This window comes from Pseudomonas sp. RA_15y_Pfl2_54 (genome assembly GCF_963971015.1).
In the GTDB taxonomy this organism is placed as follows: Bacteria; Pseudomonadota; Gammaproteobacteria; order Pseudomonadales; family Pseudomonadaceae; genus Aquipseudomonas; species Aquipseudomonas baetica_A.
Window position 1 is genome coordinate 34,953 of the sequence record NZ_CAXAPN010000008.1, and the last position, 14,992, is coordinate 49,944.

Sequence of the window (14,992 nt, forward strand, 5' to 3'; positions counted from 1 at the left end):
GCTCCCACATGGGTCGGGGTGCTTGCTCAAGAAACGCGATCCCCTTTGGGCGCGAGCTTGCTCGCGAAGGCGGCCTCGCGGTCAGGCAGCAATAGTGCAGCAATAGCCGCAGGATTCGACGGGAAGTAAAAATGCACATACGACGCCGTCATCCGCCCGTCCCGATAAACCGCCTCCGCACCACGCCCGCCATTCGGGCTCAGGCCTCGGGCAATCGGCGTCAATTCAGTCGTCGTCAGGGAATGGTGATAGGTGTGGCCGCGCAACGTGCCTTCCGGCAGATCAACCGCTTGCAGCGCCAATGCCGCCAGGCGTTTCTGCATCACCGCATCGCCTGCGAGCAAGCCGACCAGTTCGGCGCGACTGCCCTCAACGTCAGTCAACGAGTCGAGCAGATACAGCATGCCGCCACATTCAGCGAGCAACGGTTTTCCTGCCGCATGATGGGCGCGGATGGCTTCGAGCATTGCGCTGTTCTGCGATAACGCAACGTGGTGCAGTTCCGGGTAACCACCGGGCAGATAGAGGCTGTCGGCCTCTGGCAACTGCGTATCGCGGATCGGCGAGAAGAAACTCAACACAGCGCCCATCGCCCGCAACAGGTCGAGGCTGGCGCCATAGGTGAAGGCAAACGCTTCATCGTGGGCGACGGCGATTCGCACACCTTTTAACAAGGGCTCTACATTGATGACTTCAGGCGCGGCAAATTCCACGGCCGGTGGCAGCGCTACCTCGCAACTGCTGGCAAGCGCTTGTGCAGCGGCGTCCAGGCGCACATCGAGGTCATTGAGCTCACCGGCCTGAACCAGACCAAGATGACGGCTCGGCAATTCGATGCCGGTCTCGCGGGACAATGCGCCATACCAGCGCAAGCCTTCGGTCAGGCTGCCTTCGAGCAATTGTGCGTGACGCAACGTACCGACCCGGTTGGCCAGCACGCCAGCGAACGGCAGATCCGGCTGATATTTCGCCAAGCCCAGCGCCAACGCACCAAAGGTCTGCGCCATCGCCGTTCCATCAATCACACCCAGCACCGGCACGCCGAAATGCCGGGCCAGATCAGCGCTCGACGGCGTGCCGTCAAACAACCCCATCACGCCTTCGATCAGAATCAGATCGGCCTCGGCTGCGGCCTCCCACAGCAGACGACGGCTTTCCTGCTCACCGACCATCCACATGTCCAATTGATAGACCGGCGCACCGCTGGCGCGCTCGAGAATCATCGGATCGAGAAAGTCCGGGCCGCACTTGAACACGCGCACCTTGCGCCCTTGATTGCGGTGCAAACGGGCCAGCGCGGCCGTGACGGTGGTCTTGCCCTGACCGGAAGCCGGCGCGGCAATCAGTACCGCCGGGCAATGACGTGACTGATTCAAAGTTCGACGCCTTTCTGCGCTTTGATACCGGCCTGGAAGGCGTGTTTGATCATGCCCATTTCAGTGACGGTGTCGCCCATCTCGACCATTTCCGGCTTGGCGCCGCGCCCTGTGACAATCACATGCTGCATCGGCGCACGCGCCTGCAAGTCGCTGAGCACCTTATCGAGATCGAGGTAGCCGTGCTTGAGGGCGATATTCAGCTCATCCAGCACCACCAGGCCAATCGACGGATCGCGCAAAAGCTCGCGGGACACTTCCCAAGCGGCTTCGGCGGCGGCGATATCGCGCTGACGGTCCTGGGTTTCCCAGGTGAAGCCCTCGCCCATCACATGAAAGCGCACCTGCTCGGGGAAACGCCGAAAAAACAGCTCTTCGCCGGTGCTGTTGCGCCCCTTGATGAATTGCACCACGCCGCAGCGCATGCCGTGCCCCATGGCGCGGGCGAGCATGCCGAACGCCGAACTGCTTTTGCCTTTGCCATTGCCGGTGAGCACCAGCACCAGGCCGCACTCATCAGGCGAATTGGCGATACGTTCATCGATCACGGCTTTTTTGCGCTGCATACGCGCCAGATGGCGTTCGTCACGCTCAGGGGAATCAGTCATGGGGGAGCTCTCCGTTGAGGCTGGATAACGGCGGGCAGGCACAAGAATAGAAGGCAAAAAAGCCTGGCATCGCCCACCGTGATGCCGTTGGATGAATCAGGCCGGTCTCCGGGCTCATGAGCGGCGAATCGCCTGGCTGCGCGCCTTCCCGCTTTGAGCAGTGGCATTCGACGCAGTTTTCACTCATTTACCGTTGCGGGGGCAGCGCCGGGATCGTGGTTGCTCTTCGTTTGAAGACGACCCTCACCGGCTTCCCTGTTTCACTCTGTCGACAGGGGTCACAGAGCACCTGAAACAAGCCGCGAAGGTTAGAGGGTTGGGGGTGGAGCGTCAATTAAAGAGGAGGCTGTCGGGCGAATAACTGCCGTCGATCAATTATCTGACGCCAATCTTGTGCCACACTCTCAAGAGTGATATCAAAGAGCCACAATCTCACATCACACAAGAATAAGGTGAGCCACATGCAAGGCATGATCATCAGCAACCCGCGCCTGGAATTTCTGCGCCCGGTACTGGAACGCTGGTTTGACTGTATCGACCGCTACAACGCCGTGCGCGGCGACAGCGACACACCCTACTGGCATGACGAGAAAGCCAATCTCGGATTGCTTTCCGCTGCGGCCTGGATGGCCGAACTGGTGACGCTAGAGCAGACCGCTACCCGCAAGCAAAACGAGGATGGCGAGCGCAATGCCCGCGCCGACCTGTTCCTGGCCGGCGCCGAAGATCGCGCGTTCATTCAAGCCACCCAGCGCTGGCCACGCGTGAACAACCTCAACCTGACCCAAGCCCTGCTGGAGATCACCAGCGACGCCAAACGCATCAGTTTCGCCAGCGACCTCAAGCTCGGCTGCCTGTTTGTCGCCCCGCAAAAAGCCCAGCACAGCGCCACCCCCGAAGAACTGCAGGACATGGTCGACGACCTGCAAAAAGAACACACCTGCGCCGCGGCCTGGTATTTCCCTTACGCCTATCGCAAATTGCGCAGCGATGCTGGCAACTATCACCCGGGCATTGCCGTGCTCTTCAAGGAGGCCCGCGGCTAAGCGGTTGAACCATCGGGCTTGCGCGTGCCTCTATGATTACGAATGCATTCATAGGGAAGATCAGCAATGCGCAAGACCCAGCTCGCTCTCGTTATCGCGCTCGCCGGGGGGCTCGCCGCCTGTGGTGAATCCTCAAGCCTTCAAGTCTCCGACGGCACCGGCCCGTCACCGAAACTACCCGAACCCAACAAAACCCTGATCCCAACCGTGAATATCGCCCCGGCGGTCGGCTGGCCAGATGGCGCAAAACCGACTGCCGCGGCAGGCACGCAAGTGGCGGCATTCGCCGAAGGTCTAGACCATCCGCGCTGGCTTTACGTGCTGCCCAACGGCGACGTGCTGGTGGCGGAAACCAACGCTCCGCCCAAACCTGACGACAGCAGCGGCATTCGTGGCTGGATCATGAAGAAAGTCATGGGCAAGGCTGGCGCCGGCGTACCGAGCGCAAATCGCATCACCCTGCTACGTGATGCCGATCACGATGGCGTGGCTGAGACGCGTACGGTGTTTGTGCAAAATCTCAACTCACCGTTCGGCATGACCCTGGTCGGCAATGACCTGTACATCGCGGACACCGATCGCCTGCTGCGCTTGCACTACGAAACTGGCGCAACAGAAATCAAAACGCAGCCGATCAAGGTCACCGACCTGCCGGGCGGCACGCTGAATCATCACTGGACCAAAAACGTCATTGCCAGCAAGGACGGCAGCAAGCTGTATGTCACTGTCGGTTCGAACAGCAACGTCGGCGAGAACGGACTGGATAGAGAAGAAGGTCGCGCAGCGATCTGGGAAGTGGATCGGGCCACCGGCGATCACCGGATCTTCGCTTCAGGCATCCGCAATCCCAACGGCCTGGCTTGGGAGCCAAGCACCGGCGCATTGTGGACCGCAGTCAATGAGCGCGACGAGATTGGCAGCGACCTGGTGCCGGACTACATCACCTCAGTCAAGGATGGCGGTTTTTATGGCTGGCCGTTCAGCTATTACGGGCAGCATGTCGATGTGCGCGTCAGCCCGCAGAATCTCGACCTGGTGGCCAAGGCCATCGTCCCGGATTACGCCGTCGGCCCGCACACCGCCTCACTGGGCCTGACTTTCGCCGAAGGCAACACACTGCCCGCGCAATTCAAGGAAGGGGCGTTCATCGGCCAGCACGGCTCTTGGAACCGCAAGCCGCACAGTGGTTACAAAGTGATTTTCGTACCGTTTACCGGCGGCAAGCCGAATGGCAAACCGGTGGATGTGCTGACCGGTTTCCTCGACAAGGACGAAAACGCTCTGGGTCGCCCGGTAGGCGTGGTGATCGACCAGCAAGGTGGCTTGCTGGTGGCCGATGATGTGGGAAACAAAGTTTGGCGGGTGTCTTCCGCTCAATAAATCAGGGGCGACACATAATAAATGTGGGAGCGGGCTTGCCCGCACCCACATCTCTTTTCCCAGCGCTACGGGTTATGCGCCAGATGCTCAGGCTGCAACACCCGCTTGGCACTCAGGTACGCCTTCTGCCAATACGCTTTCGACAGGCTATCGAGCTTCACCGTACCGCCGGTAGCCGGCGCATGCACGAAACGCCCTTCCCCGACATAAATCCCCGCATGACTGACCTGCGAGCCGCCATTGGTGGCGAAGAAAATCAGATCGCCTGTCTGCAAGCCTTCTTTACTGACATTCGGCGCCTGCATGACGATCAGTTCGCGGGTAGAGCGCGGCAGAGAAATACCCGCTGCATCACGATAAACAAAACCGATCAAGCCACTGCAATCAAACCCCGAATCCGGGGTATTGCCGCCCCAGCGATAAGGCGTGCCGACCAGGCCAAGCGCGCGGAACAACACGTCGTCGGCAGCAGGTGAATAAGACTGAGAAGGGCCGAACGCTACCGGAGCGCGAACAACCGGCGCAGGTGGTGGCGTGCGACTGGCGCAGGCGCTGAGCAGCGCTGCGAAAAACATCATTGCAAGGCGGGCCGACATGGTCATAAGCAGAACATCCTGATCTGGCTGCGGCTTTCTCTACCGGATGGACAGAAAACAAAACCGCCTGCGTGAACACGCAGGCGGTTTGCCATCAATATAGGATCAGATTCTAGCGGCTACACGACAAACTTCAAGTAAGACTTTAACTTCACCTTGTAAAGTTTAGGTCTACTGCGTTGCCGATGGCAGATTGTCGCCGCGAATGCAGCGACAAAGGGCGGTATTACTTGCGAGCGGTGACCACGGTCGGTGCCATCGCGAGCGCGCGCTTGGCCTCGATGAAGGTCTTGCTCCAGTAGCTGTCACCCAGGTTATCGATACGAACACCACCGCTACGACGACTGCTGGAATGAATGAACTGGTTGTCACCCAGGTAGATCCCGGCGTGACTGACACGACCGCGACGACCACTGGTGGCGAAGAACAGCAGATCACCCGGTTCGAGGTTGCTGCGCGATACCAGCGGTGCGTCAACGTTGATCATTTCGCGGGTGGAGCGAGGCAGATTCATGCCAGCTTCTTCGCGAAACAGATAACCGATGAAACCACTGCAGTCGAAACCAGCCTCCGAGGTACCGCCAAAACGGTAACGGGTACCGATCAGGGACATGCCGCGCTCAAGGATGCTGTCGGCCAGAACTGGCAACTCATAGGGCTTCTTGTTGAAGTCAGAGAGTTCTTTTTCGGTATCCAGCTCTTCCTGGTAAATAACGGAAGACTGGGCAGTAGCAGAATTTTTAACCTGTTGTGACTGCTCTTGAACTGGAGAATGAGCAGCGCAACCGTACAACAGGGTGACGAGTGCGAGAGGCACGAGGGGTGCGAAGCGCTTTAGCATGGGCACGACCGTGGCTGGTAGTTGTAAAGAAGCCGAGACTATGCCCGCTATCGACTTCATTTGCAAATTCAATCGATCTTTTTGTGACTTCCCGGTTTCTCGTTTACATCTAAGCGCTTAAGCCCATTTGAAACGAAACGCGGCCTGCACAGCCTGCAGGAAAGCAGATTTTCTGGCGCCTGAAATATGCCGAGACCCAATGAAACCCAAGGCTTTACCAGCCCAAGGTTTCCTTGAGGAAAGGAATGGTCAGCTTGCGTTGAGCCTGCAATGAGGCCTGATCGAGTTGCTCGAGCAGATCAAACAGCGCGCTCATGCTGCGAGTGCCGCGAGTCAAAATAAAATGTCCGACCTCATCCGTCAGGTGCAGACCGCGACGCGACGCACGCAATTGCAGCGCACGCAACTTGTCTTCATCGGAGAGAGGACGCATCTGGAAAATCAGCGCCAGGGTCAGGCGTGATTTCAAGTCAGCCAGTTTCACTGGCAGCTCACGCGGAGAGGTTGAAGCGGCAATCAGCAAGCGCCGACCGCTGTCACGCAGACGATTGAACAGATGAAACATCGCCTCTTCCCAGTCAGCCTTGCCGGCAATGACCTGCAAGTCATCCAGGCAGACCAGTTCGTACTGCTCAAGGTTGTCGAGGATTTCGACGCCACGATCCATCAACTCGGCCAACGGCAGGTACACCGCAGGTTCACCCATCTGCTCGAATCGCAAGCAAGCGGCCTGCAACAGATGCGTACGCCCTACGCCGTGTTTACCCCACAGGTAGATCAGGCTTTCTGTCCAGCCGGCGTCGGCTTCGCATAGGCGCTCGACATAGCCGAGTGCAGCGGCATTGGCGCCTGGGTAGTAGTTGATGAAGGTGGCGTCGTCGCGCAGACGCACACCTAGGGGCAGCTGAATCGGTTTCATGCTGACTGAACAGTTCTCAAGGAACCGTTAGTGGCCTCTGTGTAAAGTTTGCGAAGTTTATACCCGTGAAGCTGAGCGCACAATGCGACAGAGTCCAAGCAAAATCAAAGGTTTGCGTTAACGCATTGGTTTTATGACAGATTCTCTGACGCGGTCAGACCCGTATCACCCGCAAGACACGGGCCAACCCGGCGATCTGCCGGGTCGCCCGTCTCGATCACAGCTCGAGTTCGTCCACGCCACTATAAATGTCGGAATCCTTGTACAGATCGTGCACATGTCGCACCAGCACCATGATCACGGCCGCTACCGGCAACGCCAGCAGTACCCCGGTGAAACCAAACAACTCGCCGCCGGCCAGAATCGCAAAGATCACTGCCACCGGGTGCAATCCGATCCGGTCGCCCACCAGCAGCGGCGTCAGCACCATGCCTTCCAGCGCCTGACCAATCATGAATACCGCGACGATCCCGACCATCGGGTACAGATCCCCTCCGAACTGGAACAACCCGGCAATCAGCGCCGCACCAATGCCAATCACGAAACCCATGTACGGCACGATCGCCGCCAGACCCGCAATCAGACCGATCAACAGCCCCAACTCCAGACCGACGATCATCAGCCCAGCCGCGTAAATCACGCCCAGCGCCAGCATCACCAGCAACTGACCGCGCATGAATGCCCCTAGCACCTCATGGCATTCGCCAGCCAGCGTTACCACGCGCTCCTCACGATCACGCGGCAGCAGGCTGCGAATCTTGGCCATCATCAAGTCCCAGTCTCGCAGCAGATAGAAACCCACCACCGGGATCAGCACCAGATTGGCCAACCACCCAATCAGCGCGAGCCCCGAAGCCGTCGCCTGACTGAGCACCACACCGACAATGTCACTGGTCTGGCCCATGTGCTCGCTGATGGCCGCCTTGACCTTGTCGAATTTCCAGAAGCCATCCGCCAACCCCAGCTTCGACTGCGCCCATGGCACCGCCGTGTGCTGCAACCAGTCCAGCATTTGGGGGGTCAACTCATACAATCGCAGCATCTGTTTGGCCAGCATCGGCACCAACACCAACAACAGCGCCGTCACGATGAGCGAGAACAAGGCAAACACGGTGATTACGCCCCAGGTTCGGGACAGCCCGAGCTTTTCCAGTCGATCCACCAGCGGATCGAACAGATAAGCGAGCAGCAGCGCCACCAGAAACGGCGTGAGGATCGGGTGCAGCAACCACACAAACGCGCAAAGCAGGACCACCCCACCGAGCCAGAACCAACGCCGCGTATCGGCCATTTACCACTCCTGCTTCTTCTATATAAGGAAAGACTTACCAGCGAAACCGCAGAGACGGCGCCGCAGGTGTCGGGGCCGGAGCAGCAACCGGCGCTGCACCCTGGACCGACGCTTGCGGCGCAGCCACAGGCACTGGCGCTGCGGCCGGCAACTCCTGCAACTTCGCCAGCGACAACTGAGCACGCAACTGATCGACACTGCCATTGACCCGATAGACGATACGATCGCCATCAACACTCTGCAGACGCACCCCATACGGCTCGAGCACCCGCAACAACGTCGCATAGCGCTCCAGATTCATGCCCTGCACCTCCAGCGTCTGCTGACCTGAAGTGCCGGGCTTGACCACATAACGCGGCGCCAGTCGCTCGGCAACCGCCAGCATCACGGCATCGGCCACGGCGGCCTGATCGGCACCCTGCACGCTCCCCGCGTCTTTTTGATCACCCATCCACAAGTGCCATTTGGCCTGCCACTGCCCGCCCTCTTCACGGGCATGTACTGCCAGCAAGGCGTCAGCATTGTAGCGTTCCGAAGCGTCCTGCAATGGCGCCGGATCAGAGCCCTCCAGTACTGGCGCGCTAGCAACCAATTGTTCGCTGAGGTCCGCCAGCGGCAAACGCAATGGCAAACCGCGATGCTGAGCGGCTGCACGCAGCGGCGCAGCAGCGGCCTGACCATCACCGACCAGACTCGAACCCTCGGTCGAGTCACTCAGCCACCAACCCAGAATCGACGGCCGACTGGCCCCCCACAGGGATAACCCGGCGCGGCGCAAGGCCTGCTCGGTGGTATTGGGGTCGAAATCGACTTTCAGCACCTCAGGTGGACCGGCATCAAAGCCGAACCGGGTGATGATCTGCTGCGGATCTTTCCTGATCGGCGCCAACCCGGGATTTTGCGGGGCTTTAGGATCACCGGTCAGGCGCAACACCAGGGTGTCCAGCGCGGCCTGGGTCGCGCGATCACGCTCTTGCGGCGCTTGGCCGCTGACCGGCTCACGCACTTGATAAAGGCCTTTGAGGTTTTCGGCATGACTCGCCAGGCTGACCACAGACAAACAGGACACAAACAACAATTTACAAAAACGCATGGAAAATTCCCGTCGACAGGAGCGGCTGGAACAGGCCGCGTGAACCGATTGAGCAAGGCTGTGACCACCGGCCGTTGCAAAACATTCACACAGCGGCGGTAAGTTTTTGCACAGTGATAACGATAGACGGTTAATTGCAACACCTTATACAGGCACCCGGACGGCTCAATTGCAAAAAATTTCGGCCGATATGCCCCTGCCCGTCGGTGCGAGGATGGCCGCTGCCCCTCAAGCCTGATAAAATCGCGCGCCTTCGCAGACCGGCAACAGCCGGGCACCTCGAAACTCGCGTGAGGCAATCGCCCCATCGACTTCGGCGTTCCCGCTGAACTCGGTCGTTACCCCTGAATCCCCCCTAAAGGCCTGGATCATGAGCAAGCAACCCTCCCTGAGCTACAAGGACGCCGGTGTAGACATCGACGCCGGTGAAGCATTGGTCGAACGCATCAAGAGCGTCGCCAAGCGCACTGCGCGCCCGGAAGTCATGGGCGGCCTGGGCGGTTTCGGCGCCCTCTGCGAAATCCCGGCCGGCTACAAGCAGCCTGTGCTGGTCTCCGGCACTGACGGCGTCGGCACCAAGTTGCGTCTGGCACTGAACCTGAACAAGCACGACAGCATCGGCATCGACCTCGTTGCCATGTGCGTGAACGATCTGGTGGTGTGCGGCGCCGAGCCACTGTTCTTCCTCGACTACTACGCCACCGGCAAACTCAACGTCGAAACTGCAACCCAGGTCGTTACCGGCATCGGCGCTGGCTGCGAACTGTCCGGTTGCTCGCTGGTGGGCGGCGAAACCGCAGAAATGCCTGGCATGTATGAAGGCGAAGACTACGACCTGGCCGGTTTCTGCGTCGGTGTCGTGGAAAAAGCCGAAATCATCGACGGCTCGAAAGTCGCCACCGGTGACGCCCTGATCGCCCTGCCATCGTCCGGCCCGCACTCCAACGGCTACTCGCTGATCCGCAAGATCATCGAAGTGTCCGGCGCCGACATCGAAAACATCCAGCTCGACGGCAAACCGCTGACCGACCTGCTGATGGCGCCAACCCGCATCTACGTCAAGCCGCTGCTCAAGTTGATCAAAGACACCGGCGCCGTCAAAGCCATGGCCCACATCACCGGCGGCGGCCTGCTCGACAACATCCCGCGCGTTCTGCCAAAAGGCGCCCAGGCCGTTGTTGACGTGGCCAGCTGGACTCGCCCGGCCGTCTTCGACTGGCTGCAAGAAAAAGGCAACGTTGACGAAACCGAGATGCACCGCGTACTGAACTGCGGCGTAGGCATGGTCATCTGCGTGGCTCAGGAGCACGTTGAAGTGGCCCTGAACACCCTGCGTGAAGCGGGTGAGCAGCCTTGGGTCATCGGTCAGATCGCTGCCGCAGCCGAAGGCGCAGCTCAGGTTGATCTGAAGAACCTTAAGGCTCATTAATGTCCGCAACCTGTGATGTCGTGGTGCTGTTGTCCGGCACCGGCAGTAACTTGCAGGCCTTGATCGACAGCTCGCGGACCGGCGACAGCCCGGTTCGCATCGCTGCGGTGATTTCAAACCGCGCCGACGCTTACGGCCTGCAACGCGCCAGTGACGCGGGTATCGCCACCCGCTCGCTGGATCACAAGGCATTCGAAGGTCGCGAGGCCTTCGATGCTGCCCTGATCAAACTGATTGACGAATTCAATCCCAAACTCGTGGTACTGGCCGGTTTCATGCGCATTCTCAGCGCTGATTTCGTTCGCCACTATCAGGGTCGCCTGCTCAATATCCATCCGTCGCTGCTGCCCAAATACAAAGGGTTACACACTCATCAGCGCGCGCTGGAAGCCGGCGACACCGAGCACGGCTGCTCCGTACACTTCGTCACCGAGGAACTCGATGGCGGACCACTGGTCGTACAGGCAGTATTACCGGTAGAGTTGCACGACACGCCGCAGAGTCTGGCGCAACGGGTTCACGTTCAGGAGCACCTGATCTATCCGATGGCGGTACGCTGGTTTGCCGAAGGCAGGCTGACGCTCGGAGAACAAGGTGCTTTACTGGATAGCCAGCTACTCGCGGCCAGCGGCCACTTGATTCGAAACTAGGAGATATTATGCGTCGCGCCCTGCTCTTCGCTTGCGCTCTGCTCGCCCTGCCTTTCGCGCAGGCAGCAGACCTTCAACCGTTCTCCGCCAGCTATACCGCCGACTGGAAACAGTTGCCCATGAGCGGCACCGCCGAACGCAGCCTGACCAAGGATGCCAACGGCGTCTGGACGCTCAGCTTCAAGGCATCGATGATGATTGCCAGCCTGAGTGAAAAAAGCACCCTGACCCTGGACAAGGACACCTTGCTGCCGCAGTCCTACCACTTCGAACGGGGTGGCCTGGGCAAAGCCAAGAAGGCTGACCTGGATTTCGACTGGAACAGCAAAATGGTTACCGGCACTGACCGTGGCGACGCGGTGAAGATCCCGCTCAACCGTGGCATGGTCGACAAATCCACTTATCAGCTGGCGCTGCAACATGACGTAGCTGCCGGCAAAAAGACCATGAGCTACCAAGTGGTCGATGATGGCGAAGTCGACACCTATGACTTCCGCGTGCTGGGCTCGGAAAAGGTCGACACCAAGGCTGGCAAGATCGATTCGATCAAAGTCGAGCGCGTGCGCGACCCGACACAAAGCAAGCGCATCACCGTCCTGTGGTTCGCCAAGGATTGGGACTATCTGCTGGTTCGCCTGCAACAGGTTGAAACCGACGGCAAGGAGTACAACATCATGCTCCAGGACGGCACGGTCAACGGCAAGGTTGTCAAAGGTAGCTGATCCAGCGCGATATTGAAGAGCCCCGCAAAGCGGGGCTTTTTCATGCCTGCAATTTGCGCAACAACACACAACCACTGTGAGCGGGTTCACCGTTGCGATCGGCTATCGAGTCATACCGAGAATTTGGCCACCATGGTGTTCAGATCCACCGCCAACCGCGACAACTCCTGACTCGCTGCACTGGTTTGATTAGCCCCCGCCGACGACTGCATCGCCAGATCGCGGATGTTCATCAGATTGCGATCCACCTCCCGCGCTACCGCGGCCTGCTCTTCCGAAGCGCTGGCGATCACCAGATTGCGCTCGTTGATCAGCGTAAACGCCGACGCAATCTCCTCCAACGCCACTCCCGCAGCTTTGGCCAACTCCAGTGTTGAACCCGCTCGCCCATTGCTCTGCTGCATCGAACTGACCGCCGAATCGGTGCCCTGCTGAATACCGCCAATCATCTGCTCGATTTCCTGCGTCGACTGCTGGGTACGATGGGCCAACGCCCGCACTTCATCGGCCACCACTGCAAACCCACGCCCGGCATCGCCGGCCCGCGCCGCCTCTATCGCAGCGTTAAGGGCCAGTAGATTGGTCTGCTCGGCAATTGAACGAATGACATCCAGTACCTTGCTGATGCCATGAACCTTCTGCGCCAAATCCTCCACCTGACTCGCATTATTGGTAACGTCCTGGGCGAGACACTCAATCGACGTCACGGTCTGGCGCACCTGTTCACGACCATGCTGGGCAATACGATCGGATTCGCGCGAGGCTTCGGACGTCGCCACCGCGTTGCTGGCCACCTCCTCCACCGCTGCCGTCATCTGATTGACCGCCGTGGCCGCCTGCTCGATTTCGAGACTCTGCTGATGCAGTCCGCGCGTAGCGTCTTCCGTGACACAACTGAGTTCTTCCGACGCCGAAGCCAACTGGCTGGATGACTGGGAGATATGCCGAATCGTGTCACGCAGATTGTGCTGCATGCTTTGCAGCGCTTGCAGGAGTCGCGCCGGCTCGTCCTTGCCTGCAATGTCGATCTCTCCAGTCAGATCACCTCCGGCCACCACTTGCGCCACGCCCAACGACTGCGCCAACGGCATCACGATGCTGCGGGTCAGTAACAACGCCAGGCCTATGGTGATCAACGCCGTGACGGCGATCATCACACCGACCCACACCCGCGAATTGATGAACACCAACCGTGCAGCTTCGGTAGCAAGATTGGCGTTGTGCTTGTTCAGTTCGACCAGTTCACGCAGGGTGACCGTGATGTCATCGGCCAACGGGCTCATCTGAGTGTTGAGAATCGCCGCCGCCTCCTCTACCCGACTCTGTGCGGACAACTGCATCACCTGCGCCTGAAACTCCAGGTACTTGTGCTCGGCAACTTTGAAACGATCAAACAACTGACGCTCCTGGGGCAGCACGATCAGCACGTCATATCGTTGCTGAGCTTCACTGAGCACGCCGCGCAACTCATTGAGTTTGGCTACATTCTGCTCAAGCGCCTGCCGATCACGGTCGATCAACAGGCGCATGGTCAACGCCCGCAGGCGAAGCATGTCCTGACTCATCTCGCCGACGGCCATCACGCTCGGCAACCAGTTTTTATCGACCTCATCAGACTGGGCACGCATGTTGGACATTTGCAGCAAGGCGAACACCCCCAGGGCAAACACCATGAGGGCCAACAGGCCAAAACCCAATCCGGCGCGCGGGGCAATATTGAGACTACGGATACTCATTGCTCTGGTTCCTTCCAAAAGCGCTGCATCAACCCTGCAGCTGGTTGCTCTAGAAGGTATCGGCCGGGCGGAAATTTGCGTAAGACCAAAACGTGATATCAAAACGCCTTAATACTCCGAACACGCGGCATTATCGATTCAGCGTGGTTTTAGCGGATTTGAGCTCCGTTCGTGGCAAGATCGCCAGGAAGTTGTCCTTTGCGACTTTATGGGCGACGTCTTCCGGTAGCGCATCGAGAAACGGTTTGAAGCTGTGCATTTCCTGACCGAGCCTGTTGAATCGCCCGACCACGTCCGAACCGAGCATGAAGCGCTCCGGATAACGCTCTACCAGTGCCAGCCATACCGGGCGAGGCTTCCCCTGCGCATCCAGCAGATACGGAGTGAGCATGGTCCAGGACAGATCGATGTAGAGATTCGGATAGGCCTCAAGCATCCGCGTCAGGGTCGCAAGCAGGAATTTCAACTGTGTCTGATGCCGATGAATCTCGGCGCTTGTCCCCGCGTGCGCCCAGATAAATCGGGTGTGCGGATGATTACGCAGCGGCTCTTCGATTTCCCTCAGATAAAGCGGATTTTTCTCACGTTTGGAGGTGATGTTGGAGTGCAGCATCACCGGCAGATCGTTTTCCGCCGCCAGATGATAGATCCTGGTCATCGCTTCGTTATTGGCGCGTGGCGTGTCACCAGACGTCAGCGCCGTCAGATCGTCATGGCGGGTGAACACCTCGCCGATGCCCTGCCATAGCCCCGGGTACAGATCGAGCATGCGCTGGATGTGCGCAGCAGAGTTTTTGTCGTTGGGGTTGAAACCTGAAAGAAAGGGATGGAAAAAGGGGCGTTGTTCAGGCGTTAGTTTTTGCACCGCATCTGCAACGATCACGTCGGTGGCGCTGTACCAATACGCATCGGCATCATCGCCGGCGTAATAACGCGGGCGTTTGGGTTCGTCTTCGTGCCACTTTTTGGCCACGGGAATACCGGAAATCATCACATGCTCGACGAAGTTGTCCTTCATGGCTGTCAGCAGTTTCGACATGCCAGCCGTTTCCTGGAAAAAATCCACGTAGTGCAGGTGCGCGTCGCTGTAGGTGTATTCGCGGGCACTGGCCGAACTGGCAAAGGCCAGAAGGCAGGCAAGACTCAAACGATACAGGGACACAATTAATCTCCAACAAGTAGGCATAACCTAGACCCCGTCCTGACGACAAGGGTTCATCCCGCAGGAAAGTGGAACGCGTGCCGGTAGGAATGCTCTATAACTGCAAGGTCTTTTTTGATCGAACGACTTTTCCTACTGCCAGT

14 protein-coding genes and 1 riboswitch are annotated in these 14,992 nt (G+C 58.9%); of the genes, 5 read left to right on the forward strand and 9 right to left on the reverse strand.

The window, feature by feature from the left end:
* Positions 1-26: 26 nt before the first annotated feature.
* Positions 27-1,376 carry a cobyrinate a,c-diamide synthase gene (locus AACY50_RS07960; protein ID WP_339538428.1) on the reverse strand — a complete coding sequence of 450 codons (1,350 nt, stop codon included), beginning with the start codon at positions 1,374-1,376 and terminating at the stop codon, positions 27-29.
* A complete protein-coding gene (gene cobO, locus AACY50_RS07965) occupies positions 1,373-1,984 on the reverse strand; it encodes a cob(I)yrinic acid a,c-diamide adenosyltransferase (protein WP_339538430.1) in 612 nt (203 codons plus the stop codon). Before cobO ends, AACY50_RS07960 begins: the two co-directional genes overlap by 4 nt.
* Positions 1,985-2,066: 82 nt before the next feature.
* Positions 2,067-2,292, reverse strand: a riboswitch (cobalamin riboswitch).
* Positions 2,293-2,445: 153 nt separating this feature from the next.
* Here cobO and AACY50_RS07970 point away from each other — a divergent pair.
* A complete protein-coding gene (locus tag AACY50_RS07970; protein WP_339433701.1) occupies positions 2,446-3,030 on the forward strand; it encodes a hypothetical protein in 585 nt (194 codons plus the stop codon).
* Positions 3,031-3,096: 66 nt separating this feature from the next.
* The gene (locus AACY50_RS07975) at positions 3,097-4,410 is read left to right on the forward strand and encodes a PQQ-dependent sugar dehydrogenase (RefSeq protein WP_339466661.1); all 1,314 of its coding nucleotides are present in this window, start codon (positions 3,097-3,099) and stop codon (positions 4,408-4,410) included.
* A gap of 65 nt (positions 4,411-4,475) precedes the next feature.
* Here AACY50_RS07975 and AACY50_RS07980 read toward each other — a convergent pair whose 3' ends face one another.
* From AACY50_RS07980 to AACY50_RS08000, 5 genes are all read right to left on the reverse strand, one after another.
* Positions 4,476-5,012, reverse strand: a complete 537-nt coding sequence (locus AACY50_RS07980) for a C40 family peptidase (RefSeq protein ID WP_339433703.1) — start codon at positions 5,010-5,012, stop codon at positions 4,476-4,478.
* Between the two features lie 220 nt (positions 5,013-5,232).
* Entirely contained in the window at positions 5,233-5,847 is a 615-nt protein-coding gene (locus AACY50_RS07985; RefSeq protein WP_339433704.1) for a C40 family peptidase, read from the reverse strand.
* 214 nt (positions 5,848-6,061) lie between these two features.
* Positions 6,062-6,766, reverse strand: a complete 705-nt coding sequence (gene hda / locus AACY50_RS07990; RefSeq protein WP_007919828.1) for a DnaA regulatory inactivator Hda — start codon at positions 6,764-6,766, stop codon at positions 6,062-6,064.
* Positions 6,767-6,983: 217 nt separating this feature from the next.
* Positions 6,984-8,057, reverse strand: coding sequence for an AI-2E family transporter (locus AACY50_RS07995; RefSeq protein ID WP_339433705.1), 1,074 nt, complete (start codon positions 8,055-8,057; stop codon positions 6,984-6,986).
* 34 nt (positions 8,058-8,091) lie between these two features.
* Positions 8,092-9,150: a DUF2066 domain-containing protein gene (locus AACY50_RS08000; RefSeq protein ID WP_339466664.1), complete on the reverse strand. Its 1,059-nt coding sequence runs from the start codon at positions 9,148-9,150 to the stop codon at positions 8,092-8,094.
* 370 nt (positions 9,151-9,520) lie between these two features.
* Here AACY50_RS08000 and purM point away from each other — a divergent pair, with 370 nt between their 5' ends.
* From purM to AACY50_RS08015, 3 genes are read left to right on the forward strand one after another with little or no spacing between them, the layout of a single operon-like run.
* Positions 9,521-10,579 carry a phosphoribosylformylglycinamidine cyclo-ligase gene (gene purM / locus AACY50_RS08005; RefSeq protein WP_221732188.1) on the forward strand — a complete coding sequence of 353 codons (1,059 nt, stop codon included), beginning with the start codon at positions 9,521-9,523 and terminating at the stop codon, positions 10,577-10,579.
* Positions 10,579-11,229, forward strand: coding sequence for a phosphoribosylglycinamide formyltransferase (gene purN / locus AACY50_RS08010; protein ID WP_339433708.1), 651 nt, complete (start codon positions 10,579-10,581; stop codon positions 11,227-11,229). Before purM ends, purN begins: the two co-directional genes overlap by 1 nt.
* An 8-nt stretch (positions 11,230-11,237) precedes the next feature.
* Complete coding sequence (locus AACY50_RS08015; protein WP_339433709.1) at positions 11,238-11,951, forward strand: DUF3108 domain-containing protein; 714 nt, start codon at positions 11,238-11,240, stop codon at positions 11,949-11,951.
* 110 nt (positions 11,952-12,061) lie between these two features.
* Here the strand turns inward: AACY50_RS08015 and AACY50_RS08020 are convergent, their stop codons facing one another.
* Positions 12,062-13,687, reverse strand: a complete 1,626-nt coding sequence (locus tag AACY50_RS08020) for a methyl-accepting chemotaxis protein (protein ID WP_339538431.1) — start codon at positions 13,685-13,687, stop codon at positions 12,062-12,064.
* A 130-nt stretch (positions 13,688-13,817) separates the two neighbouring features.
* Positions 13,818-14,873, reverse strand: a complete 1,056-nt coding sequence (locus tag AACY50_RS08025; RefSeq protein ID WP_401160266.1) for an amidohydrolase family protein — start codon at positions 14,871-14,873, stop codon at positions 13,818-13,820.
* Between the last annotated feature and the right edge of the window lie 119 nt (positions 14,874-14,992).

What these genes read in the sequence shown, in the direction of transcription:
- cobO (WP_339538430.1), bottom strand. Translation starts at nt 1,984, where the DNA reads ATGACTGATTCCCCTGAGCGTGACGAACGCCATCTGGCGCGTATGCAG.
- AACY50_RS07970 (WP_339433701.1), top strand. Translation starts at nt 2,446, where the DNA reads ATGCAAGGCATGATCATCAGCAACCCGCGCCTGGAATTTCTGCGCCCG.
- AACY50_RS07975 (WP_339466661.1), top strand. Translation starts at nt 3,097, where the DNA reads ATGCGCAAGACCCAGCTCGCTCTCGTTATCGCGCTCGCCGGGGGGCTC.
- AACY50_RS07980 (WP_339433703.1), bottom strand. Translation starts at nt 5,012, where the DNA reads ATGACCATGTCGGCCCGCCTTGCAATGATGTTTTTCGCAGCGCTGCTC.
- AACY50_RS07985 (WP_339433704.1), bottom strand. Translation starts at nt 5,847, where the DNA reads ATGCTAAAGCGCTTCGCACCCCTCGTGCCTCTCGCACTCGTCACCCTG.
- hda (WP_007919828.1), bottom strand. Translation starts at nt 6,766, where the DNA reads ATGAAACCGATTCAGCTGCCCCTAGGTGTGCGTCTGCGCGACGACGCC.
- AACY50_RS07995 (WP_339433705.1), bottom strand. Translation starts at nt 8,057, where the DNA reads ATGGCCGATACGCGGCGTTGGTTCTGGCTCGGTGGGGTGGTCCTGCTT.
- AACY50_RS08000 (WP_339466664.1), bottom strand. Translation starts at nt 9,150, where the DNA reads ATGCGTTTTTGTAAATTGTTGTTTGTGTCCTGTTTGTCTGTGGTCAGC.
- purM (WP_221732188.1), top strand. Translation starts at nt 9,521, where the DNA reads ATGAGCAAGCAACCCTCCCTGAGCTACAAGGACGCCGGTGTAGACATC.
- purN (WP_339433708.1), top strand. Translation starts at nt 10,579, where the DNA reads ATGTCCGCAACCTGTGATGTCGTGGTGCTGTTGTCCGGCACCGGCAGT.
- AACY50_RS08015 (WP_339433709.1), top strand. Translation starts at nt 11,238, where the DNA reads ATGCGTCGCGCCCTGCTCTTCGCTTGCGCTCTGCTCGCCCTGCCTTTC.
- AACY50_RS08020 (WP_339538431.1), bottom strand. Translation starts at nt 13,687, where the DNA reads ATGAGTATCCGTAGTCTCAATATTGCCCCGCGCGCCGGATTGGGTTTT.
- AACY50_RS08025 (WP_401160266.1), bottom strand. Translation starts at nt 14,873, where the DNA reads ATGCCTACTTGTTGGAGATTAATTGTGTCCCTGTATCGTTTGAGTCTT.